Raw genomic sequence first — 22,356 nt, 5'->3', positions numbered from 1 at the left:
TTCTAGCGCAATTTTAAGGTCATTAGGCCTAAAACAACCAGCATAATCGTAATAATCCAGAAACGGATGACTACTTGGGTTTCTTTCCAGCCTTGTTTTTCATAGTGATGGTGCAAAGGTGCCATCAAAAATACGCGTTTATTCCGCATTCGTAATGAGCCGATTTGCAGGAATACCGATACCGCCTCCATAACGAAAACACCGCCCATAATTGCGAATACGATTTCTTGGCGAACCATAACGGCAATGGTTCCAAGCATTGCACCTAGAGCTAAAGCGCCCACATCCCCCATAAAGACTTGCGCCGGATGTGCGTTATACCAAAGAAATGCCAAACCCGCACCAATCATGGCAGAACAGATCACCACAAGTTCTGAAGTGTATTTAACATATGGAATATGCAAATAGTTGGCAAAACGAATATCACCAGATAAATAAGCAAATACGCCTAAGCCCGTCGCTACCATAACCACTGGCATAATGGCTAAACCATCTAAACCATCAGTTAGGTTAACCGCATTAGATGCACCATTAATTACTAAATAGGTAAATACAATAAATGCTAAACCTAAAGGAACAATAGAAAGCGGAATTGAAAGATTCTTAAAGAAAGGAATCAATAAATCCAGCATATTTGCTGTGTATTCTGCATTAGATTGTTGTGTAGCAATTAAATATAACGCAATACCAGCACCGAGCGATGCGACAGAAGTCCAGAAAAACTTCTTACGGGCAGATAGACCTGCATTATCTTTATAGCGAATTTTAATCCAGTCATCTGCCCAGCCAACCGCACCGAACACAACCATTACACCAAGTACAATCCAAACATAAGGGTTAGATAAATCAGCCCACAATAAAGTACTAATACCAATTGAGAGCAGAATTAAAATCCCACCCATCGTCGGTGTGCCCATCTTCTTAGCATGATTTTCAGGAGCAAACGAACTTACTGCCTGACCGTATTTTAACGCTTGTAATTTACGAATCATGATTGGTCCGAGAACCAAACCAATGGTCAGTGACGTTAATACACTGAGTAAAGAACGTAATGTTAAATAACGAACAACCTGAAACGAACTGTGATAGCCCGCAAGTTGTTCAAACAACCATAACAGCATTTAAAGTTTCTCCATCAAATCAGCCATCAACGTTTCCATATGAGTAAAGCGAGAACCTTTAAACAGGAAACTCATGGACTGGGGTTGATGTGTTTGGATTAGATTGATTAAAAATGGAAGCGCCTCAGCTTGAGTCTGAAATGCTTTCAATTTAGTAGAATGAAGACCTGCGCCTTCGAGAGCTGCTGAGGCAAACTGCCCAACTGCAACAATATGGTCTAAAGGAAGCTCAGCAAGATCGCGACCTAAATCGTGATGTTCTTGCCAACTGCTATCACCTAACTCCCCAATATCCCCCATCACCATGACTTTAATGCCATTTTGCTGAAGTAATACTTGTGCCGCAGCACGCATAGATGTTGGATTGGCGTTATAAGTATCATCAATAAATAAATGAGGCGCTTTTTGAATAAAATTCAAACGACCTTTTGCACCTTGTGCTTGCTCTAGACCTTTTACGATATCTTCCAAGCTAACACCTAACGCCAAAGCAAATGCTACTGCTGCAGTTGCGTTTTGCACATTGTGCTCACCCGCAAATGGCAGTCTTACAAAACTTGAACCTTGAGGCGTATGTAACTGGAAATTGGCAGATTGTGGCAACAATTCAATCTCTGTAGCAAAGACATCACCACCAGCACCAAAGCTCATGATTTGATGGCTTTTGGCTGCTTCACGAATCTCAGCGGTAAAGTCATCTTGTTGTGGAACAATAGCAACGCCCTGAGGTAAAATATGACGATAGATTTCTGATTTAGCACGGCAAATGCCATCACGCCCGCCGAACTCACCCAAATGAGCAGTTCCAATATTTAAAATGCCAGCAACATGCGGTTGAACAATTTTTGATGTGTAATCAATTTCACCTTGATGATTTGCACCAAGTTCCATCACCGCATACTGATGCTCCTTTCGAAGCTCAAGTAACATCATCGGCACACCAAGGTCATTATTTAAATTGCCTCGGGTAATCAATGTAGGTGCTAAACGAGACAAAATACTTCCTAGCATTTCTTTGGTGGTGGTTTTACCACTACTGCCCGTTAAAGCAATTACTTTCAATTGAGCATTTTGTTCACGACGATACGCACCAAGCTGCCCCAAAGCCAAACGAGTATCGGCAACTACAAGCTGAGCAATTTCTGCATCTATAGGCCGCTCGACAATAGCGACTTGGCAACCATTTGCAGCCACTTGCGCGACAAAATTATGCGCGTCGAAACGTTCACCTTTTAGTGCTAAAAAGGCATCCCCACTTTCTGCATGACGCGAGTCAGTCAAAATACGTTTAATTTCAGTTTGAGGGATCTGGTCTTTATGCCAGTAACCCTGTGTTGCCTGTTGTAATTGTTGAGCTGTCCACGGTTCCAAAGGCACGGTACTGGTGGTTGAAGTATGCATAATTTTTCCTATTGTGCAGGGTAAGCAGCATCTACCGTATGATGTTGGGCATCAATCGCGGAACGCACTTCAACCACATCATCAAACCAGTGACGCACACCATTAATTTCTTGATAATTTTCATGTCCTTTGCCGGCAATCACTACAATGTCACCAGCTTGAGCTTGCTCTGCAACAAATTTAATTGCTTCACGGCGGTCATGAATTTCATGCATACGATGCCCTGAAAAATCGATTCCTTGCTTCATATCAGCAAAAATTTGTTCAGGGTCTTCTGTTCTTGGATTATCTGAAGTCAGAATAACAGGGTTTGCGCCATCTAAGGCTGCTTGAGTCATGAGTGGACGCTTACCACGGTCACGGTCACCACCACATCCAAACACCGCCCAAAGCTGATTCGAAACATGACGCTTTAATGTTTTAAGCACTTGAATCAATGCATCTGGTGTATGCGCATAATCCACTACAAATAATCGCTCATCATCACGAATAACTTGCATTCGGCCTGGCGCACCAATTAGTTTAGGAACAAAATTAACCAATGCCTGTAAATCGAAACCAGCTTGCTCAGCAGCGATGAGTGCGGCAATTAAATTTTCAACATTGAAATGACCTAATAATGGGCTTTCTACCGCAAATGAACCTTGCTGACTTACTAAATTAAAAGTTGCACCCGCCAAGCTATAGCTTAAATCGGCAATGTAATAATCAGCTGTATCTTGAGTTAGTGAGTAAGTCAAAATTTTAGGTTGTGCTGGATTATTTTGGGCAGACTTAATCATCAAGTCAGCATGCGCATCATCTAAATTAATAACAGCGACTTTTAACGAATTAAACTGAAATAAACGCGCCTTCGCTTCTGCATAAGCTTCTAAAGTGCCGTGATAATCCAGATGGTCACGACTTAAGTTGCTATAAACAGCAATTTCAATATCGCAACCATTTAATCGCCCCTGTTCAAGACCATGTGAACTTGCTTCTAAAGAAGCAAAGGTTGCTCCCTGTTTAGCATAATCATGTAGCGCATTTTGTAACTGTAGAGCGTCGAGGGTAGTATGCGTAGAAGGCGTTAAGTGCGGTAAAATACCATTCCCTGTTGTCCCCATCACTGCACAGCGCTGCTGTTGTGAACTAATTAACTCAGCAATTAAACGAGAAATTGTTGTTTTACCATTTGTGCCTGTTACAGCAATAACCCGTAGAGGTTTTACTACATCAGCTTGTTGCAAATAACGTTTTTGCCACTCTCCCATGCGCTGACGCACATCAGGGCATACCCATTCATTTGCTACACCTAATTCGGTTTCGCTAATGACAGCCAACGCTCCATTTGCTAAAGCCGCTTCAGCAAATGTACGCGTTTTTTCAGGCTGGCTATAACTTGTCAAAGCAATAAAAATTTGGCCCGTTTCAACTTTACGACTATCTAAACTAAAGCCGTGAAATGGCTGTTGAGGCCATTGAGCATCAATTTCGATCGGATGAATTTCTTGAAAAGAAACAGTCATAGCTTACCTGCGAATAGGATTTTCTGGAGTATTAAGTGGCTTATCAAGCGGCACATTCATTAAGCGCAACGACTCTTGCATAATACGAGCAAAAACTGGAGCGGCAACCAAACCACCGTAATAGCGACCTTGTGGGTTTTCCACCACTACAATAACGGCTAAACGTGGATCACTAATTGGTGCGACACCCGCAAATAAGGCACGATACTCATTATTTGAATATCCTTTACCATCTGCACGCAATTTATGTGCAGTACCTGTTTTACCACCTACCCTATAACCAGGAATATTGGCTTGTTTTGCAGTACCACCCGGCATAGTCACTTGCTCAAGCATTAACAAAACTTGATCGGCAATTTTCGGATTTAAAACTTGCTCACCTTTAGGTGGCTGATCTAGTTTATGCAAGCTTAATGGCATTTTGACACCATGATTTGCAAGCATGGCATAACCTTGAGCCAATTGAAGGATTGTCGCGTTTAAGCCATAACCATATGCCATGGTCCCGATTTGAGAAGAATTTAATTTATTAACAGGTAAAACCAGACCTGAACTTTCCCCGGGGAACCTTACTGCAGAACGCTTACCAAAACCAACACGATTAAAGAAGCTCGGCAAGGTTTCTTTCGGAAGTGATAATGCAATTTTTGCAGAACCCACGTTTGAAGACTTAATAATGACACCACTTACGGTCAAAGCCCCGTAGTTATGGGTATCACGAATAGTATGCCAGCCTAAACGCATTGAGCCAGGAGAGGTATTTACAATCGTATTTGGCGTATATTGACCAGTTTCTAAAGCTGCAGAAATAGTAAAAGGTTTCATGGTTGAACCTGGCTCGAACATATCGATCGCACCACGGTTACGCATAGCATCTTTATTTGATAAGCCATTCTTATCATTCGGGTTATAAGATGGCCAACTGGTCATTGCCAGAATTTCACCCGTTTTAACATCAACTGCAATCGCCGTTGCTGAACGCGCATTGTTAGCCACACCTGCAGCCGTTAATTCACGGTACATAATGTACTGCAAACGTGAGTCGATACTTAAAGTGATATTTTCACCTGGTTCACCCTCACGAATTACCTCAGAAACTTTTAAACGGTTGCCACGCTTATCGCGAATAATTTTTTGCTCACCGTCTACACCTGACAGTTGCTTATTCAACTGCATTTCCAAGCCTTCGATCCCTTGACCTTCACTATTGGTTAAACCAATAATTTGAGCATTTGGCTGAGGTTGCGGGTAATAACGTTTATAAGTTTTTTCTGCATACACCCCTTGGAAATTACCTTTCATAATGAGGTCAGCTTGCTGAGGAGGTACTTCTTTTTTCAAAACAAGATAGCGAGAACGCGGACGCGCATTCATTTGTTTTTTAAGATCAGCACGATCAACACCCACCACGTCGGCAAGTTCATCAAGATTTAAATTTTTATCTGGCAATTGGCGTTTTAATTTACGGTTGTTTGGATCTTGTTTTAGTTCAGCCGTAATTTGATCATATAAATGCTTGGTCTCAAAATAATCACGCGGATCAATCACAATTTTCATGATTGGACTACTAATCGCTAAAGGTACACCGTGGCGATCACTAATCACTCCACGCATAGCCTCTATACGTTCAGTACGCAAAATATTGGCATTGGCCTTATTTTGCAAAAAGTCTTTATTAATGACTTGAACATAAAATGCACGTGCAATTAATACCACAAAACACAGTAGCACTACCGCCCAGAGCAGATAAAACCGCCACATATCAAAGGCAAGACTTGGTTTTTCCGAAATAGACTGCTGTTTTTTTCGTGTTTGCTTTGTTCGCTTATCTACCATACAGCAAGGCCTTACTTATTTTGCTCTGAGGTCATCGGTAAAGAAATTACCACCGTTTCTGCAGCAGGTGGCGAAAACATTCGTAATTGTGTCACAGCACGTGTACCAATTTGAGCAGTCGCACCAAATGTTTGTTGCTCAATCAATAAACGCCCCCATTCAGCATTGAGGTCATCACGTTCACGCATATAAGAGCTTAACTCTCTATAATCATGACGGTATTCAAACACTTGAAATACCACCATCATGGCACTGATAAAAACCAATGCCACCATGACTGCATATACCACAACTTTTTTGACCACTTTATTTTCTGTGGTTTCGATTTCATCACTGCTTTTCATTACGCGCCTTTTTGTTCCAAGCGTTCAGCAACCCGAAGCCATGCACTACGTGAACGTGGATTCGCTTTTACTTCTTCTTCACTCGCACGAACCCGTGAAATTTTCTTTAATCTTCTCGTATCAACCTGCTGTTGAGGCATCCCCCAACCAGAATCTTCTGCTAGAGTTGATTCTTTTTGAATAAACTGTTTGATCAACCGATCTTCAAGCGAATGGAAGCTGATCACAGACAAACGCCCTTTTGGTTTAAGCAAGTCTACAGCTTGCGGTAAAAATACTTCAATATCATCTAGTTCTTTGTTAATAGCAATACGGATTGCCTGAAACGTACGGGTCGCCGGATGTTTATGCTTTTCCCATTTTGGATGGGCTGTTTTTACTATTTCAGCCAATTGCGCCGTAGTATCCAATTTTCCGGCCTGCTTAATTGCCCTAGCAATACGGCGACTATATCGTTCTTCACCATATTGATAAATGATATTTGCCAAATCTTCCTCTTCTACCTCAAGTAACCATTCGGCAGCAGTCAATCCCTTAGAGTTATCCATACGCATATCTAACGGGCCATCTTGCATAAAGCTAAAGCCGCGTTCAGCCTGGTCGAGTTGAGGAGAGGACACACCTAAGTCTGCCATAATTCCATCGACACTTTGCACCCCAATTTCCTGCATTTTTTCCTTAATATCAGCAAAACTTGCATGAATAATCGTAAATCTTGGATCTTCTTGTGCTAAAGCAGCCGCAACTTCCAGAGCTTGAGGGTCTTTATCAAAAGCATATACTCGGGCGTTTTCATCGAGTTTCGACAATAATAAGCGCGTATGCCCACCTCGTCCAAAGGTTGCATCGATATACACCCCAGTTGTGCGATCTGCCAATAAGCTTTCAACGGTCTCAAAAAGTAAGACAGAAATATGCGACATAGGAGTTAAATCATAGCGTAAAAATGTAACTGCACATTATCACCTTGTTTATGGCTAACACCAAACGGCTTTTTGTAGGAAAATATTAATTTTTCATAGAGAAAACCGTTTTCTTTTCATTTTTTAAGCAAAACAAAAAAGCAAGCTCACCTTTTCAGGCTCACTTGCTTCACTATAAAAAAGTAAACTAATTTTTAAACTTCTACTCTACCAAAATTTTATCTACTGCTTTCCATCATAAATCTGATCAAAGATAGCTCCATTGGCAAAATGGGTTTTCTGAGCTTTTGCCCAACCGCCAAAAACATCATTGATCGTAAATAATTTAATTTTTGGGAATTGTGCTGCATATTTAGCAGCAACTTGAGGGTTGCGAGGACGGAAATAGTGTTTAGCAGCCAACTCTTGACCTAAAGGTGAGTATAAAAAGTTGAGATAACCTTTTGCCAAAGTACGGTTACCGTCTTTGTCGACTGTTTTGTCAACAATGGCAACAGATGGTTCCGCCAAAATTGAAATTGATGGGTAAACAATTTCATATTTATCTTTATCGAGACCTTTCGTTGCCAATAGTGCTTCGTTCTCCCAAGAAAGTAGAACATCTCCAATTCCACGCTCAGCAAATGTAGTAAGCGAGCCTCGCGCTCCCGAATCTAACACCTTAACGTTGTGATAAAGTTTTTTAACCAGCTCTTTGGCTTTAGCATCATTTCCACCCGGCTGCTTTAAAGCATATCCCCATGCAGAAAGATAAATCCAACGCGGTGCCCCACCCGTTTTTGGATTAGGCGTAATAATTTCGACACCAGATTTAGTTAAATCATTCCAATCACGAATATTTTTTGGATTGCCTTTTCGTACTAAAAACACAACTGTAGAGGTATACGGTGCAGAATTATTAGGGAATTCTTTTTGCCAGTTTGGCTGGATAAAGCCTGCTTTTACAATTTCATCAATATCATTGGCTAAGGCTAAGGTCACCACATCTGCCTCAAGACCAGTTGCTACAGCGCGAGCCTGTTTACCTGAGCCTCCATGGGATTGTTTAAAATCCACGTCCTGCCCGGTACGTTGTTTCCAGAACTTACCAAATGCCTGATTATATTCCTGATAAAACTCTCGAGTTGGATCATAAGAGACATTTAAAAATGTAGTCGCCGCCTGCACAGCACTTACCGCCAACCCCATATACGTAGCGACTGCAATTATTGCTATTCTTTTCATTTATAAAAACCACTTTTACTTTTAACGTCTACTATATTTTTATTTTTTTAGTTTTCAATCAAATAGTTATATAAATAAATGTTTTACTAATCACTTTAAAAGATATAGTTAACTCTAATTTTTCCTTCTCCTTTTTGAAAAGTTTTGTAATTATTCTTATAGTTTATTTATAGTCTTCACTTTATCTACATATTAATTTGTTAAATAATGAGACGTAATGGATACACATAGGCTACATTTAAAGGTACCAGCGTAAAATAAAGGTATTTTTTGTAAAAAGTGTGACATAGTTCTACTTTTTTATTAAAATTTATGTTTGAATCGTAGCGTTACCGTAATTTTACATTTGGTTAAACTCAAAAAATAGACGAAATGTACTGAGGGGATGAATAGAAAATGAAAATTCATTATGGAAAAGCTTTAAGCTTGGGTTTGGTGCTTAGTTTTGCATCGCAACTGTCTACAGCAGCCGTACTGAAAGATACACCAAGTAAAAGTCTTTCAGATAAACAGTCTTCACTTATTGAAAAAGCTTTAGATCAGCAAAAACGTAACACTATTGTACTTCCATCAACAGATGATGAGTTAAAAGTACTTAATACTATCCGTGTTACACCAACTCAAAACTTTCTTGCAGCACAGCATGAACGTTTTTCACGTTTTGTTCAGGCAATCTTCCAGCCACACACTTCTTAATATTTGAAACGACCCCTCATCGTTTCAATTTCAGCCCAGACTGTCGTTAAATAAAACGTCAGAATACTGGGCTTTTTCGTTATAATAGTTCCAATTTTTATTTTGACCCATTAACTATGAAAGTTCGTACTCGTATTGCACCTTCTCCTACCGGTTTCCCACATGTTGGTACTGCCTACATCGCCCTATTCAATATGTGTTTTGCGAAACAGCATGGCGGGGAATTCATTTTAAGAATCGAAGATACAGACCAGCTTCGCTCTACGCCAGAATCTGAAAAAATGATTTTAGACTCTCTACGCTGGTTAGGCTTAAATTGGTCTGAAGGTCCGGATGTAGGTGGTCCTCACGCTCCTTACCGCCAATCAGAGCGCATGGGAATTTATAAGCAATACGCGTTAGAACTTGTTGAAAAAGGTCATGCTTTTTATTGTTTTGCTACAGCAGAAGAACTTGACCAAATGCGTGCCGAGCAGCAAGCTCGTGGCGAAACACCAAAATACGATGGTCGTGGTTTAAAGCTGTCTCAAGAAGAAGTAGCTCGACGTCTTGAAGCGGGTGAACCTCATGTTATCCGTATGAAAGTGCCTGAAGAAGGCGTATGTAAATTTAACGACTTACTGCGTGGGGAAGTTGAAATTCCTTGGGCACAAGTCGATATGCAAGTGCTTCTTAAAACAGATGGTTTACCAACCTACCATTTAGCTAACGTTGTTGATGACCATTTAATGGAAATCACGCATGTATTACGTGGTGAAGAATGGCTTCCGTCTGCACCGAAGCATCAATTGCTTTACCAATACTTTGGTTGGGAAATGCCAACGCTTTGCCATATGCCGTTGCTTCGTAATCCAGATAAATCGAAGTTATCTAAACGTAAAAACCCGACCTCAATTAACTACTACCGTGATATCGGCGTTTTACCAGAAGCCTTACTCAACTATTTAGGCCGTATGGGTTGGTCAATGCCGGATGAAAGAGAAGTTTTCACATTACAAGACATGATGGATAACTTCGATATTCAACGCGTATCACTAGGTGGGCCAATTTTTGACGTTGAAAAACTCAATTGGTTAAATGGTCAATGGATTAAAGGGTTAACCCCAGGACAACTATTAGACCGTTTATTGACATGGAAAAGTGATCGCAGCACTTTAGAAGACATTGCTGCCGCTATTCAACCACGTATTAATTTACTTTCCGAAGCTGTAAATTGGGCTGGTTTCTACTTTAACCATATGCCACAAATTACGGCTGAAATGTTTGAAAGTAAAAAATTGTCTCAAGAGCAAGTTCGTCAAAGTTTACAATTCGCAATTTGGCGTCTTGAAAGTCAGTTTACTTGGAATAACGACACAGTTAGTCAAACTTTAATGGATTTGGCAAATCAGATGGGCATTAAATTACGTGACTTCATGCCAACGTTCTTTATTGCAATTGCTGGCTCAACAAGTTCAACACCAGTTATGCAGTCAATGGTTACGCTTGGCCCTGACTTAACCTTTGCTCGCTTACGACATGCGCTAGAAATTGTAGGTGCACCGAGTAAAAAAGAGGTAAAAAACTGGGAAAAGCTTAATGAAAGTTTAAAATTGCCGAAAAATGAAGCAACTAGCGAAGCTTAATTCATTTTTTTATTGACGTGTGAGCGCATTCACCCTAATATTGCGCTCACACAAACTGGGGTCATAGCTCAGTTGGTAGAGCGCTACAATGGCATTGTAGAGGTCAGCGGTTCGATCCCGCTTGGCTCCACCAAGCTCCTTTGTGTTTGCCTCATCAAGTCCCTATCGTCTAGAGGCCTAGGACATCGCCCTTTCACGGCGGTAACCGGGGTTCGAATCCCCGTAGGGACGCCATTTTCTATTTTAAAAATTCCTTTTAAAGACTCTATCGTCACCTTCCTGTCTATTCTTTGACTGCTTCTTGATTGCACATTTGTCTATTTTATCTAAAATAGCGTCTTTCTCAAATTCTCTCAATGTGTAATATGCAGCCATCTGACAAACAACTAGATGCTCAGCATCAGAACAGTACTGCACCTTTAAAAAGAGCCATGAGTACCCGCCACCTTGTCATGTTATCGCTAGGTGGAGCAATCGGTACTGGTTTATTTTTGGGTTCAGGGGAAGTCATTTCACAAACTGGACCTATTGGCGCAATTATTGCCTATATTCTTGGGGGTGCAATTGCTTACATGGTCATGCTCTGTTTAGGCGAGCTGGCTGTACATATGCCCGTTTCGGGTTCTTTCGGTGCATACGCTCGAAAGTACATTAGTCCAAGTACAGGCTACATGATTTCATGGATGTACTGGCTAACATGGACAGCAACGCTAGGAACCGAGTTTACCGCCGCTGCTCTACTTATGCAGGAATGGTTTCCACAAATTTCAATGTGGATCTGGACACTTATTTTTGCAGTAACTATTTTCGGGTTAAATATCAGCTCAACCCGAGTATTTGCCGAGTCAGAGTTCTGGCTAGCGCTAGTTAAGGTCATTACCGTTATTGCTTTTATTGTGCTTGGATTATTAGCAATTTTTGGCTTAATTCCTTTCCACGGCGCTCAAACTGCTCCATTGTTTAGTAATTTAACTGCCCAAGGTTGGTTCCCACACGGTTTTCTTCCTATTTTCACCACTATGCTCATTGTTAACTTTGCTTTCTCTGGAACAGAGTTAATTGGTGTAGCTGCTGGCGAAACTAAAGATCCTGCTCAGAATGTCCCTAAAGCGATTAATGCTGCAATCTGGCGTCTTCTGATTTTCTTTGTGGGCACTATTATTGTAATTAGTGCATTACTTCCTTTCCAACTTGCTGGTTTAGGTGGTGATAACGTAAGTAATAGTCCTTTCGTTACCGTATTTAATTACATCGGTATTCCATATGCAGATGACATCATCCGTTTTGTTATTATTACTGCACTACTCTCAGCCGCAAACTCGGGACTATATGCAGCTTCACGTATGATGTGGTCTTTATCGGAGCAAAAACTCCTTCCGGGTGTATTTGCAACACTTTCAAAAAGCGGGACACCTATTGTTGCTTTAGTTGTAACGATGTTCGGTGCAATTCCAGGCTTATTATCAGAGCAATTTGCTCCTGAAACCATCTTTAAAAACTTGCTAGGTGTTGCAGCTTTTACTATGGTTATTGTCTGGATGAGCATTTGTTTAAGTCAGTTCAATTTCCGTCGACAATGGTACCGTTCTGGACATACGGTTAGCGATTTAAAATATGCAGCACCGTTATTTCCTATCGTTCCAATTTTAGGTTTTCTTTTCTGCTTTATTACCTGTTTAAGTATGGCAGCAGATCCTGAAATGCGTGCTGGCTTTATAGGGTGCTTAATTTTTACTGCCTTGTGCTATCTCAGCTACTTTATTTTCTATCGAAATAAAGCTTAAGTGTTTGTAATTTAAAAAGTGTAGCAAAAAGCTACACTTTTTTTTGCTTAGAGACTGGCTTTATATAATCTACCGTTGTAGATTTAAATTTATATTAAAAAACAATTCCTTGTATACAATGAAAATTATATTTATCCATGGGATGAATCAGCAGAATTACACAGCACATCGTTTAAAAGAGCACTGGCTAAAAGTATTTAAACTGGGCTTAAAACAATTGCACTGTAGAGTTAATTTAAGAGATCTACATATACATATGCCATTTTATGGCGATTTAATGACGAAGTATCAATTATCCAATCAACTTGACCTTAATACTTTACTTCCAAAAACTTTTAATTTTCATTTACCCATCCATTTACATCATCAACCATCAACACCTAAGGAACATACTCCTTTTATACCCCACCTCCCTCTTTCACCCGATCAACCAGCGCAAAGCTTATCAGAGCGTTTATATTTAACTTCACAGTTGGTGAAAGATCGCGTTCTTAAGGAAATGGTGGTTCTTTTAAATAATTTTCCAAAATTACATGAAAGCTTAATTCAGCAATTCTTGATTGAAACTTATATGTACTTATCTAATCCTGATTTTATGTATGAGGTTCATCAAAGAATTTTAAAACAAATGCATGATGATGAAGATTGTATTGTAGTCGCCCACTCTTTGGGTTCTGTGATTGCCTATCATTTATTATCAGATCCTTCTTATCAGTTTTCAGTACAGCGCTTTATTACCTTGGCATCCCCTCTTTCTTTTCGCGTCATACAAAGCAAACTCCCCACTCCCATTGAACGTCCTAAATGCTTAAAGGGCGACTGGTATAACTTTTATTCTAAAGATGACTTTTTAACCGCTTTTCCATTAAGTGAAGCACCTTTTAATTTTACTCCCCCCATTATTAATCAAGAGATTTTTACTTTTGCCAACCAACCTCATGAAATTGTCGGTTACTTACAGCATCATGCTGTGGTAAAAACAATTATTGAGCCTTTCCAATAAAAAACATCTATAAACGTATATATTTTCTACAATTTGAGTTATTTTTAAGCGCTTAACTGATTTTTTTAATATTTCTTCAGAAAACTATTTGACACTTTTATTAAATCGACCTAATATACGCCCACCTCTGAAACGTCCCTATCGTCTAGAGGCCTAGGACATCGCCCTTTCACGGCGGTAACCGGGGTTCGAATCCCCGTAGGGACGCCAATATTTTTCAGATGTATGCCTCATATAAGTCCCTATCGTCTAGAGGCCTAGGACATCGCCCTTTCACGGCGGTAACCGGGGTTCGAATCCCCGTAGGGACGCCAAATTCTAAAAAGCCACTGCATAATGACAGTGGCTTTTTTCTTATCTAGACAATAAAAAAGCTGGTCATAAACCAGCTTCCCATCATACTTATTTAATTTGCGATTCCAACTTGAACTTCCAGACGGCCTGATTGAACACGTAGTCCTTTTATTTCGAACTGATCTACCAGTTGCTGCACAAGCTCACGACTTTCTCTTAAAATATTGAGTCCCGGTAGAATACTAAAGTCGGTTAAATTTAAAAGTTTTTCTACCATCCATGAACGGTTATTAATGAAATCAATAAAACCTGCTTGCTCAAGGTCAATGAACCACATGCGATGACCATCACGCTGAATACCCGGAATATCACGAATCAAATGATTAATCAGCGATGGAATAGGCAACATATTAATCACTTCAAAACCTACTCGACCAATACGGCGAACAGCCCAATTCGATAATGTTCCACCATGACGTATTTGCACATCCAGACTTTCATCCATTTGGCGTAAGCGTAAGAACTTTTCTTGTCCAATGCGACATTCCAATACTCGAAAATCTAAACTTAGGCGATAAAGGAAACGGTGATAGTGTCCATCGATTTCAACTTGAAACCGATCATTGCCACATTGAACTTTAATATCATCAATTTCTGAACGATCTATACGTTTACGAATTTGACTGTTTAATAGCATTTCAGGCAAATACAAATTCAAGGTACTTTTACCTAGAAAAGTACGTGCCATGATTAAGGCAACCTGTCTTGCAGTTTCACTTGTTTCAGACACCATATCTCTGACAGTCCCTGCTGCCAAATTAGTCATGCCCACCACTCCACGCTTTGTATGAGATGTCACTTGATCTAAAGCGTCTAGTGCTGCATCAGCAACTTCAGCAAGATTACGTGTAGTATCACTAGCAAACCCGACGGCGTCTTGCGCATGCTGTAATGTTTTATGCAGCAAACGGCGTGAGAATGACAGTTTTATAGGGTCAGGATTCCCTGAAACTGTTGATGTCGTTGTAGGCTTCGACTTATTGTCATCTTCTTGACCCAAGTCCCTCTCCTTTTTATATTTCTTTCACATCCTATTGATGAGCATTTCAGCTCATTTCCAGTGTTGGACACACTTGGTTTTTATCTAGATTAGCATGCTCTACAGCATTATTTTAATTTTTATGTGTACGCATAAATCATCGTTTTTTTATATATCCTTGTTTCAAAAAAGTATTTTATATCGGATATTCGCCTCAACTTTTTAATCAGCTACAAATTTTTTTCTTTCTTTGCATTTCCGTTAGAATAGATGCAAATTTAATGTGGAGCTGTCATGCAATATCGTTGCCCTCAATGTCAAAGTGTTAAAATTATGCCGGTGAGCCAAGGTGTTAATAGTGCTAAACCTGTTGTGCCTAAAAGCTTAGTGATTTTAGTTCCTGCCATTTTTGTACTTTTACTCTTGGTTGTGATTAGTATTTTTATGTGGATTTTTGGCAATGGTGCAGGCAGCTCTCTTCAAATTGCAACAGTAGTTGCATTTGTGGTTACTGTAGGGGCAGGTTTTATGTTCTGGCGCGATTTGCCTGATTTTAAATTGTCTATGCAAGCATTTATGCAGTCACAAAAACATTGGAAATGTCGTGACTGCAATCATGAGTGGGAAATTTAAAACTATATTCACATCAGCTTAATGCTGATGTGAATGTGTCTTGTCATTATCGTTATGCTCGTGTGAAGCATGTTGAGCAATATGCTGACAGTTGATCTCAGCATCATCTTCAATTTGCAATGTCACTTCACCAATACCATGCTCATGAGAAAGCATTTCAACTGCATCTTGATAGAGCTTATTACGGTCAGCTTCAGGCGCAAATAAGTGCACGGTTAAATGGATATTTTTAGACGTAATTGCCCATACTTTGAGTTGGTGAATACTCTCCACACCATTTAATGAAAGTAAATCTGCACGTAGCTTTTCAATATCGACTTCTTCGGGTACACCTTCGAGCAAAATATTAATACTTTGTTTAAGTAAAACCCATGTTCTTGGCAACACCCAAAATCCAATCAGTACTGCAATAAGCGTGTCAATCCAGTACCAATTAGTGAAGTAAATAATAATTGCACCAATAATAACGCCAACTGAGCCTAGTGCATCACTCAATACTTCTAGATAAGCACCTTTCACATTTAAGCTGTTATTAGCACTCGACATAAGAATTTTCATTGAGATGAGGTTTATTACCAAGCCAATGGTCGCCACAATGAGCATACCTACACTTTGAATTTCAGGTGGCTGCGAAAAGCGGATATAGGCTTCATATAAAATATAAATTGCCACCACAAAAAGCATGAGCGCATTAAATAAAGCGGCCAGAATTTCAAAGCGCTGATAACCGAAAGTACGTTTATTATCGGCAGGACGTTTAGAAATCTGTATGGCAACCAAAGCAATGGCTAAAGCAGCTGCATCTGTAAACATATGTGCAGCGTCAGAGAGCAATGCCAAACTTTGTGTGATTAAACCTGCAATCACCTCAACAATTAAGAATGTCGTGGTAAGCGCCAAGGCAATCGTTAATTTTTTAGCATTACCTTCAGTCACTACAGCATGACTATGATCATGACCATGATGTCCACCCATTTTGCGGACTCCTTTTTATTTATCTTTATGGTGAGTTAAAAGTAACGATGAAGACACCTTTACCTTTAACTCTTACAAACACTTTTTCGACTTAAATTTTGTAATCAAAAAAGATATCTCAAATCGATGACATTATGAATGCTCAACACTTTTCATCTTGTCTTCATTCATCCATCGATAAATGACCGGTAATAAAACCAAAGTTAATATCGTAGATGAAATAATGCCACCAATAACCACTGTTGCCAAAGGCCGCTGAACTTCTGCACCAGTTCCCGTAGCCAAAGCCATCGGAATAAAACCAAGTGAAGCAACAAATGCTGTCATTAATACTGGACGTAATCGTAATACCGCTCCTTTCCAGGTTGCCGCATGAACATCTAAAGTTGTTCTCAGCTCTTTAATAAACGTGAGCATGACCAAACCATTTAATACTGCAACACCCGATAAAGCGATAAAACCGACCCCAGCAGACATCGAAAGTGGTATATCTCTCAGCCATAAAGCCACTAATCCACCAGATAAAGCGAAAGGAACTCCACTAAATACCAGTAAGCTGTCTTTAAAATTACTGAATACGGCCATGAGCAACACAAAGATCATGATGAGCGCCATCGGCACGACGATTTGCATTCTTGCTGTAGCAGAAGCAAGATTCTCAAACTGTCCTCCATAACCTAACCAGTAGCCGCTAGGTAGCTTTTGCTGTGCCAGTTTGCTTTGCATCTCTTGTACAAAAGACCCAAGATCACGATCACGCACATTTGCTGTCACAATGACACGGCGCTTACCATTTTCACGACTTACTTGAGCTAAGCCTAGAATATTCTCAACCTTAGCGACGTCTTGTAACTGAATCAGACCACCATTTGGTAAGCGAATCGGTAACTGAGCTAACTGCTGAGGCGTACGCATGTTTTCCTGCAAACGAATCACAAAATCGAAACGTCTATCACCTTGTAAAATTTGCCCTACACTCTGCCCTCCAATACTGGCAGCCACAATATCTTGAATAGATTTGACTGATAGACCGTATTGGGCAGCCAATGCATGATCAACATCTACATTCAGTAATGGCAAACCGTCAGTCTGTTCAACTTTGACTTCACTGGCACCCGGAATGCTACGTAGCTGTTGAGCTATTTTTTCCGCTTCCTGATTGAGAACCTGCATATCGTCCCCAAAAATTTTCACCCCAATATCACTACGTACACCTGAAATAAGCTCATTAAAACGTAGTTCAATCGGTTGTGAAAATTCACTGTTATTACCAGGAATCTGGTTCACGAACTGCAGCATTCTGGCACGCAGTTCATCTATCGTTTCTTTAGGGTTTGGCCATTGATCGTGTGGTTTTAATAAAACAATACCATCGGAAATATTAGGAGGCATGACATCTGTAGCAACCTCGGCTGTTCCTGTTCTTGCAAAAATGGCTTTAATTTCAGGGAAAGCTTTCAGTAACTGCTTTTCGACGTTCTCCTGAATTTTAAGCGACTCTTCTATGCCTGTGCTTGGAGCACGCATGAGTTGCAACGCAAAATCACCTTCACTTAACTGAGGTGCGAACTCACTACCCACTCTTGTTGCAATCGCACTTGTCAAAATTAAGATGCTGACTGCTGCTGTAACAACAACATATCGGAAGGCATATGCTTTATCGAGTAAGCCTGCATAACCTTTTTTCAAGGTCATCATCCAACGGCTTTCTTTTTCCTTCACTTCACCCGTAACAAACAAAGCTACTGCTGCTGGAACAAAGGTCACAGATAAAATAATTGCTCCCAATAACGCTAGGACAACGGTCATTGCCATAGGGTGGAACATTTTTGCTTCAACGCCTGCTAAAGCAAAAATTGGTAGGTACACGACCATAATGATGATCTGACCAAATATTAATGGTCGGCGTGCCTGTTTAGCGGCGAGAAAGACCTCTGTAAAGCGTTCTGAACGCGTTAATAAGCGACCTTTTAAATGCTGTGCTTCAGCCAAACGCCGAATACAGTTTTCAACAATAACAACCGCCCCATCGACAATGATCCCGAAGTCCAAAGCTCCTAGACTCATGAGGTTGGCACTGATTTTTTGTTCTGCCATACCTGTTAAGGTAAAAAGCATTGCCAATGGAATAATACAAGCAGTGATTAAAGCAGCACGAAAGTTTCCTAAAAAAATGAAAAGAATAACGATGACTAAAATCGCCCCTTCAATCAAATTTTTGGCTACTGTTTTAATTGCTTTATCTACGAGGTTGCTACGATCATAGACTGTTTCAATCACAATACCCTGAGGGAGTGATCTCTGAATTTCCTGAACTTTCTGATCAATCGCTTTGGCAATGGTTTTACTGTTTTCACCCATCATCATCATGGCGATACCTAAAACAGTTTCCTGTCCATTATAGGTAGCCCCACCCGTACGCAAGTCATGACCAATCGATACTGATGCCACATCAGCAACCCGTATAGGTAAACCGTTTTTCGTGGCGACCGTAACGTTCTGAATGTCTTGTATAGACGTCAGCATACCCGGAACACGAACTGTCAGTTGCTGACCATTCTCTTCAATAAATCCAGCACCGCGGTTTTCATTGTTATTTTGAAGCGCATCTTGTAAATCGGTGAGTGGAATCTGCAACTGCTGTAACCGTGTCAGATCTGGTGAAACCACATAGGTTTTGTTATATCCACCAATGCTATTAACCTCGGCTACCCCTTGTACGCGTTGTAACTGGGGCCGAATAATCCAGTCCTGAATTTCACGCAGGTCCATCGCGCTATAGGCTGAACCATCTGCTTTTTTGGCATTTGGCTCGGCTTTTACCACCCATTGATAAATCTCACCGAGTCCAGTTGAAATTGGAGACATTTGTGGATCAATGCTATCGGGTAAAGCACTCTTAGCTTCTTGTAACCGCTGGTTAATCAGCTGCCTTGCCCAGTAAATGTCAGTACCATCTTTAAAGATAATGGTGACCTGAGAAAGACCATATCTGGAAATTGAACGAGTCTGCTCCAGATTTGGAATGCCGGACATGGCATTTTCAATCGGATAAGTAATCCTTTGCTCAACTTCTGGTGCTGTAAAACCATTAGCCTGACTATTGATTTGTACCTGTACGTTGGTGATATCTGGCACGGCATCAATTGAAAGTTTTTGGTAGCTATAAATTCCGACACCAATCCAAGCAATGACAAACATCATGACCCAAATGGCGTTATTAATTGAAAACTGAATGATCCGATCAAACAAACCTTCAGCCTCTGGCAAATCAGGTTTATTAATGTCCATGCTCAGCCTCCCCTTTTTCAAGTTCGGACTTGAGCAAGAAGCTACCTTGAGCCACATATTGCTGCTTTTCAGTAATTCCTGATTTAACCTCGACCCATTGTGCATCTGAAGAATAATTGCCTAACTCTACCGCAACAGGAGCAAAATGAATTTTGTCCTTCTCCTGTTTTGCAATAAAGACCACATTCTTTCCATCAATCTGTTGTACCGCTGCCTTGTTAACCCGTAATACAGTCGCTGCATTATTTTGTTTCAGTAACACGTTGACCATTAAGTTAGGACGTAGTTCTTTTGAAGGTGTCAGTACCTTGGCACGAACCTGTAAACGACCAGTTTGAGTATCTGCTTCTGAAGTTAGGCTTTGCACCTGTGCTTTGAAAATATTATTCGTTTGCAGCGACTTAAATTCAATTTCCTGATTAGGCTGAATATCGGTATTTGCACTTGGTAGCACAAACTCAACCCATAACTGATCTAGACGATCAATAACAAATAACTGTTTGTCAGGACCAATTTGCTCACCAATCACAATATCTTTATTACTGATTACACCGCTTAAAGGTGCAGTCAAAACATATCGACCTTTACTTGAGCGATTTGCTCCCAAGGCACTTAAACGGCTATTTGCAGCCTGCACCTGAATTTGCGCCTGACGATAAGCATTGTAAGCTTTCTGATAATCTTGACGTGCTGAAACACCTTGTTCCCACAATTGCTTTTCACGCTGATAATCTTGCTGCGCTAATGTCAACGCTTCTTGCGCCATGCTTAAATTGGCTTGTTGATCGACTAAATCTGGCACAAATAAAGTCGCAAGTGCCTGACCCTTTTCAACTTGTTGTCCCAGTGCAACATTTACGCTGTCTACTCGTGCAGAAAAAGTTGAAGAGACATGTGCTTGCTGGTCTGTGTTTACGACAAGTTTGGCAGGATAAGAAAGGCTCTGCTCAACTTCTCCACGCCCTACTTGCTCTAACTTCACACCATATTCAACCAGTTGCTTAGAAGTCAGGTTTAAACTTCCTTCCTCTTTTTCAGACTCACCATGGCCAGCTTCACCTTCTGCATGCCCTTCTTCACTTTTTTCGGTATTGGACTGTTTTTTTCCAGAGAAAAATAACCAAGCACTTAAAGCAAGACAGACAATCAACAACAAAAGAGCAATAAGCCATTGGTTTTTCATTTTCTTCACTGACATTACTCTGCCCCTCCAACTGTCGGCAACTTATAGGTGTCTTGCCATAAATTTTGATTAATTTGATTTAATGCATCTCCAGACATCACCATGTTTGGATCGATCCCGAGAGCTAAACTTTCTGCCTCAATTGCTTTTTGCCAAGCAGATTTAAGAAGTTGAACTTTTTTCAAGCGTTGTTCTTGTAATTGAAGGGTAGATTGCTGAACATCGGTAATTGCAAATTTACCAACTTTAAAGCCAAGCAACATTTTCTCCTGTACCGTCTCTGATAAAGGAATCTGTTGCTCATTCATCAAGTTATATTGCTGCTTCAAACCCGCTAACTCGTACTGTAGAGTACGAATAGAATTCAGACTTTGCTTTTTATAAAAGCTTTGCTGCTGATCAATTAAATTGAGTTTGCTTTGGGCAACTTTCAGCGCATATTGCTGGCGATTAAAAATGTTTAAAGGAACCGCAATACCTACTCGTATCTGATTTTCGGTACTGCTCGTTTCTGCGGTTTTACTACGAACTACGCCCATATTTACGGTAGGTGTTGGACGATTTTTTGCTTTTAAATAATTAATTTCAGAATTTTGTTGGATGGCTTGAAGTCGCATGGACTGTTCTAACAAATTCTGTTTTAAGTATTGATCGATGTCACCTTCATTTTTTAAAGGCCACGCACTTTTTATATCTGGCCGTAAGGTGAAGTTATCTTCAGTCTCACCCCATAAGTTCGCCAATTTTCTTTTGGCACTACTTAGTGATAATTCAACTTCCTGATATAAACGTTGGTTTTCAACATGCGTCATTAAAGTCCGGTCTAAATCAACCTGAGCAATACTACCGGCCTGAAAGCGTAAACGAGTAGCATCTAAAAGGTTCTTACTCGTTCTTAACTGGGCTTTAGCAACTTCATGTTCAAGCTCCAAAATCGAAACTTGTGACCATAAATATTTGACAGCAAGCTTTAGCTGAGCATCATATAAAACCTGATTTAACTCAACTTGATTTTGCTGGACACTTGCCAGTTTTTTTGCTGCGGAACGTACACCAAAAACATCTAGTTTTTGCGATATACCAAGTTCTAGTTCCTGATCTTTTCCAGATTTAAAACCCGTTTGCTGTACAGAAACCGTCGGATTTTCCCATAACTGGCTCTGTCTGATATTGCTCTCTGCGATATCTTGTTGAGCTTGCCAAATTCCTGTTTGTGTCTGAAATTGCTTAACCTGCTCTAGTACTTGCTCAAACGTTAAAACATTCTGTATACGCTGCGGTTGAGTATTTTCAGCAAGGTTTTGATTTGAATTAGCCGCAGTTGTTACAACACTAGTTGAAAGCGCAACCGCAACAACTAATGATTTAAGTATCCAAGATGAGCTCAGACTAACGAAACGTTTTTCGTATAAAAAAATAGACATAAAGTAACCCTATGAAATAAATAATATTTCTGGTGGGTTATTTTTCGGCTAC

General features: G+C 40.3%; 17 protein-coding genes and 4 tRNA genes. 9 read left to right on the top strand and 12 right to left on the bottom strand.

Annotated elements, in window-relative coordinates; all coding sequences use genetic code 11:
* Nucleotides 1-2: 2 nt before the first annotated feature.
* The 7 genes from mraY to MKL62_RS02745 all read right to left on the bottom strand — a co-directional run bounded on the left by mraY (nucleotide 3) and on the right by MKL62_RS02745 (nucleotide 8,357).
* Nucleotides 3-1,121, bottom strand: coding sequence for a phospho-N-acetylmuramoyl-pentapeptide-transferase (gene mraY / locus MKL62_RS02775; protein WP_002062162.1), 1,119 nt, complete (start codon nucleotides 1,119-1,121; stop codon nucleotides 3-5).
* Entirely contained in the window at nucleotides 1,122-2,522 is a 1,401-nt protein-coding gene (locus tag MKL62_RS02770) for a UDP-N-acetylmuramoyl-tripeptide--D-alanyl-D-alanine ligase (protein WP_000557504.1), read from the bottom strand.
* Nucleotides 2,523-2,530: 8 nt separating this feature from the next.
* Nucleotides 2,531-4,030: a UDP-N-acetylmuramoyl-L-alanyl-D-glutamate--2,6-diaminopimelate ligase gene (locus tag MKL62_RS02765; RefSeq protein ID WP_000218540.1), complete on the bottom strand. Its 1,500-nt coding sequence runs from the start codon at nucleotides 4,028-4,030 to the stop codon at nucleotides 2,531-2,533.
* 3 nt (nucleotides 4,031-4,033) lie between these two features.
* A complete protein-coding gene (ftsI, locus tag MKL62_RS02760) occupies nucleotides 4,034-5,866 on the bottom strand; it encodes a penicillin-binding protein PBP3 (protein WP_000227936.1) in 1,833 nt (610 codons plus the stop codon).
* Between the two features lie 11 nt (nucleotides 5,867-5,877).
* On the bottom strand, nucleotides 5,878-6,210 hold the full coding sequence (gene ftsL, locus MKL62_RS02755) for a cell division protein FtsL (protein WP_000842465.1): 333 nt from the start codon (nucleotides 6,208-6,210) through the stop codon (nucleotides 5,878-5,880).
* Entirely contained in the window at nucleotides 6,210-7,133 is a 924-nt protein-coding gene (gene rsmH / locus MKL62_RS02750; RefSeq protein WP_000018346.1) for a 16S rRNA (cytosine(1402)-N(4))-methyltransferase RsmH, read from the bottom strand. Before rsmH ends, ftsL begins: the two co-directional genes overlap by 1 nt.
* Nucleotides 7,134-7,355: 222 nt before the next feature.
* Nucleotides 7,356-8,357, bottom strand: coding sequence for a sulfate ABC transporter substrate-binding protein (locus MKL62_RS02745; protein ID WP_004833657.1), 1,002 nt, complete (start codon nucleotides 8,355-8,357; stop codon nucleotides 7,356-7,358).
* A 396-nt stretch (nucleotides 8,358-8,753) separates the two neighbouring features.
* Here MKL62_RS02745 and MKL62_RS02740 point away from each other — a divergent pair, with 396 nt between their 5' ends.
* The 8 genes from MKL62_RS02740 to MKL62_RS02705 all read left to right on the top strand — a co-directional run bounded on the left by MKL62_RS02740 (nucleotide 8,754) and on the right by MKL62_RS02705 (nucleotide 13,779).
* Nucleotides 8,754-9,053, top strand: a complete 300-nt coding sequence (locus tag MKL62_RS02740; protein WP_000690905.1) for a hypothetical protein — start codon at nucleotides 8,754-8,756, stop codon at nucleotides 9,051-9,053.
* 116 nt (nucleotides 9,054-9,169) lie between these two features.
* The gene (gene gltX / locus MKL62_RS02735; RefSeq protein WP_000868420.1) at nucleotides 9,170-10,678 is read left to right on the top strand and encodes a glutamate--tRNA ligase; all 1,509 of its coding nucleotides are present in this window, start codon (nucleotides 9,170-9,172) and stop codon (nucleotides 10,676-10,678) included.
* 57 nt (nucleotides 10,679-10,735) lie between these two features.
* Nucleotides 10,736-10,811: transfer RNA gene (locus MKL62_RS02730), tRNA-Ala, on the top strand.
* Between the two features lie 25 nt (nucleotides 10,812-10,836).
* Nucleotides 10,837-10,912 (top strand) — tRNA-Glu (locus tag MKL62_RS02725).
* Between the two features lie 131 nt (nucleotides 10,913-11,043).
* Complete coding sequence (locus MKL62_RS02720) at nucleotides 11,044-12,462, top strand: amino acid permease (RefSeq protein ID WP_001183126.1); 1,419 nt, start codon at nucleotides 11,044-11,046, stop codon at nucleotides 12,460-12,462.
* A 118-nt stretch (nucleotides 12,463-12,580) separates the two neighbouring features.
* Nucleotides 12,581-13,465 (top strand): lipase family protein, encoded by an 885-nt coding sequence (locus MKL62_RS02715; protein ID WP_001986587.1) that lies wholly within the window; start codon nucleotides 12,581-12,583, stop codon nucleotides 13,463-13,465.
* 134 nt (nucleotides 13,466-13,599) lie between these two features.
* Nucleotides 13,600-13,675: transfer RNA gene (locus MKL62_RS02710), tRNA-Glu, on the top strand.
* Nucleotides 13,676-13,703: 28 nt separating this feature from the next.
* Nucleotides 13,704-13,779, top strand: a tRNA-Glu gene (locus MKL62_RS02705).
* Nucleotides 13,780-13,871: 92 nt separating this feature from the next.
* Here the strand turns inward: MKL62_RS02705 and MKL62_RS02700 are convergent.
* Nucleotides 13,872-14,819: a hypothetical protein gene (locus tag MKL62_RS02700; protein WP_000529525.1), complete on the bottom strand. Its 948-nt coding sequence runs from the start codon at nucleotides 14,817-14,819 to the stop codon at nucleotides 13,872-13,874.
* Between the two features lie 273 nt (nucleotides 14,820-15,092).
* On the opposite strand from MKL62_RS02700, the gene MKL62_RS02695 reads away from it, so the two are divergent.
* On the top strand, nucleotides 15,093-15,431 hold the full coding sequence (locus tag MKL62_RS02695; protein WP_001200011.1) for a hypothetical protein: 339 nt from the start codon (nucleotides 15,093-15,095) through the stop codon (nucleotides 15,429-15,431).
* 18 nt (nucleotides 15,432-15,449) lie between these two features.
* On the opposite strand, the gene MKL62_RS02690 is transcribed toward MKL62_RS02695, so the two are convergent.
* From MKL62_RS02690 to MKL62_RS02675, 4 genes are all read right to left on the bottom strand, one after another.
* Complete coding sequence (locus MKL62_RS02690) at nucleotides 15,450-16,406, bottom strand: cation diffusion facilitator family transporter (protein ID WP_000508762.1); 957 nt, start codon at nucleotides 16,404-16,406, stop codon at nucleotides 15,450-15,452.
* Between the two features lie 132 nt (nucleotides 16,407-16,538).
* Nucleotides 16,539-19,697: an efflux RND transporter permease subunit gene (locus tag MKL62_RS02685; protein WP_002062176.1), complete on the bottom strand. Its 3,159-nt coding sequence runs from the start codon at nucleotides 19,695-19,697 to the stop codon at nucleotides 16,539-16,541.
* The gene (locus tag MKL62_RS02680) at nucleotides 19,687-20,895 is read right to left on the bottom strand and encodes an efflux RND transporter periplasmic adaptor subunit (protein ID WP_000111950.1); all 1,209 of its coding nucleotides are present in this window, start codon (nucleotides 20,893-20,895) and stop codon (nucleotides 19,687-19,689) included. Before MKL62_RS02680 ends, MKL62_RS02685 begins: the two co-directional genes overlap by 11 nt.
* Entirely contained in the window at nucleotides 20,895-22,304 is a 1,410-nt protein-coding gene (locus MKL62_RS02675) for a TolC family protein (RefSeq protein WP_000021706.1), read from the bottom strand. The genes MKL62_RS02680 and MKL62_RS02675 overlap by 1 nt, the downstream gene beginning before the upstream one ends.
* Nucleotides 22,305-22,356 lie beyond the last annotated feature (52 nt).

Source organism: Acinetobacter sp. AOR01_HL (assembly GCF_027855455.1).
Taxonomy (GTDB): domain Bacteria; phylum Pseudomonadota; class Gammaproteobacteria; order Pseudomonadales; family Moraxellaceae; genus Acinetobacter; species Acinetobacter baumannii.
Note: the sequence above shows the minus strand (reverse complement) of the source record. Positions and strands in the feature narration are given on the sequence as shown.

What these genes read in the sequence shown, in the direction of transcription:
- mraY (WP_002062162.1), bottom strand. Translation starts at nt 1,121, where the DNA reads ATGCTGTTATGGTTGTTTGAACAACTTGCGGGCTATCACAGTTCGTTT.
- MKL62_RS02770 (WP_000557504.1), bottom strand. Translation starts at nt 2,522, where the DNA reads ATGCATACTTCAACCACCAGTACCGTGCCTTTGGAACCGTGGACAGCT.
- MKL62_RS02765 (WP_000218540.1), bottom strand. Translation starts at nt 4,030, where the DNA reads ATGACTGTTTCTTTTCAAGAAATTCATCCGATCGAAATTGATGCTCAA.
- ftsI (WP_000227936.1), bottom strand. Translation starts at nt 5,866, where the DNA reads ATGGTAGATAAGCGAACAAAGCAAACACGAAAAAAACAGCAGTCTATT.
- ftsL (WP_000842465.1), bottom strand. Translation starts at nt 6,210, where the DNA reads ATGAAAAGCAGTGATGAAATCGAAACCACAGAAAATAAAGTGGTCAAA.
- rsmH (WP_000018346.1), bottom strand. Translation starts at nt 7,133, where the DNA reads ATGTCGCATATTTCTGTCTTACTTTTTGAGACCGTTGAAAGCTTATTG.
- MKL62_RS02745 (WP_004833657.1), bottom strand. Translation starts at nt 8,357, where the DNA reads ATGAAAAGAATAGCAATAATTGCAGTCGCTACGTATATGGGGTTGGCG.
- MKL62_RS02740 (WP_000690905.1), top strand. Translation starts at nt 8,754, where the DNA reads ATGAAAATTCATTATGGAAAAGCTTTAAGCTTGGGTTTGGTGCTTAGT.
- gltX (WP_000868420.1), top strand. Translation starts at nt 9,170, where the DNA reads ATGAAAGTTCGTACTCGTATTGCACCTTCTCCTACCGGTTTCCCACAT.
- MKL62_RS02720 (WP_001183126.1), top strand. Translation starts at nt 11,044, where the DNA reads ATGCAGCCATCTGACAAACAACTAGATGCTCAGCATCAGAACAGTACT.
- MKL62_RS02715 (WP_001986587.1), top strand. Translation starts at nt 12,581, where the DNA reads ATGAAAATTATATTTATCCATGGGATGAATCAGCAGAATTACACAGCA.
- MKL62_RS02695 (WP_001200011.1), top strand. Translation starts at nt 15,093, where the DNA reads ATGCAATATCGTTGCCCTCAATGTCAAAGTGTTAAAATTATGCCGGTG.
- MKL62_RS02690 (WP_000508762.1), bottom strand. Translation starts at nt 16,406, where the DNA reads ATGGGTGGACATCATGGTCATGATCATAGTCATGCTGTAGTGACTGAA.
- MKL62_RS02685 (WP_002062176.1), bottom strand. Translation starts at nt 19,697, where the DNA reads ATGGACATTAATAAACCTGATTTGCCAGAGGCTGAAGGTTTGTTTGAT.
- MKL62_RS02680 (WP_000111950.1), bottom strand. Translation starts at nt 20,895, where the DNA reads ATGTCAGTGAAGAAAATGAAAAACCAATGGCTTATTGCTCTTTTGTTG.
- MKL62_RS02675 (WP_000021706.1), bottom strand. Translation starts at nt 22,304, where the DNA reads ATGTCTATTTTTTTATACGAAAAACGTTTCGTTAGTCTGAGCTCATCT.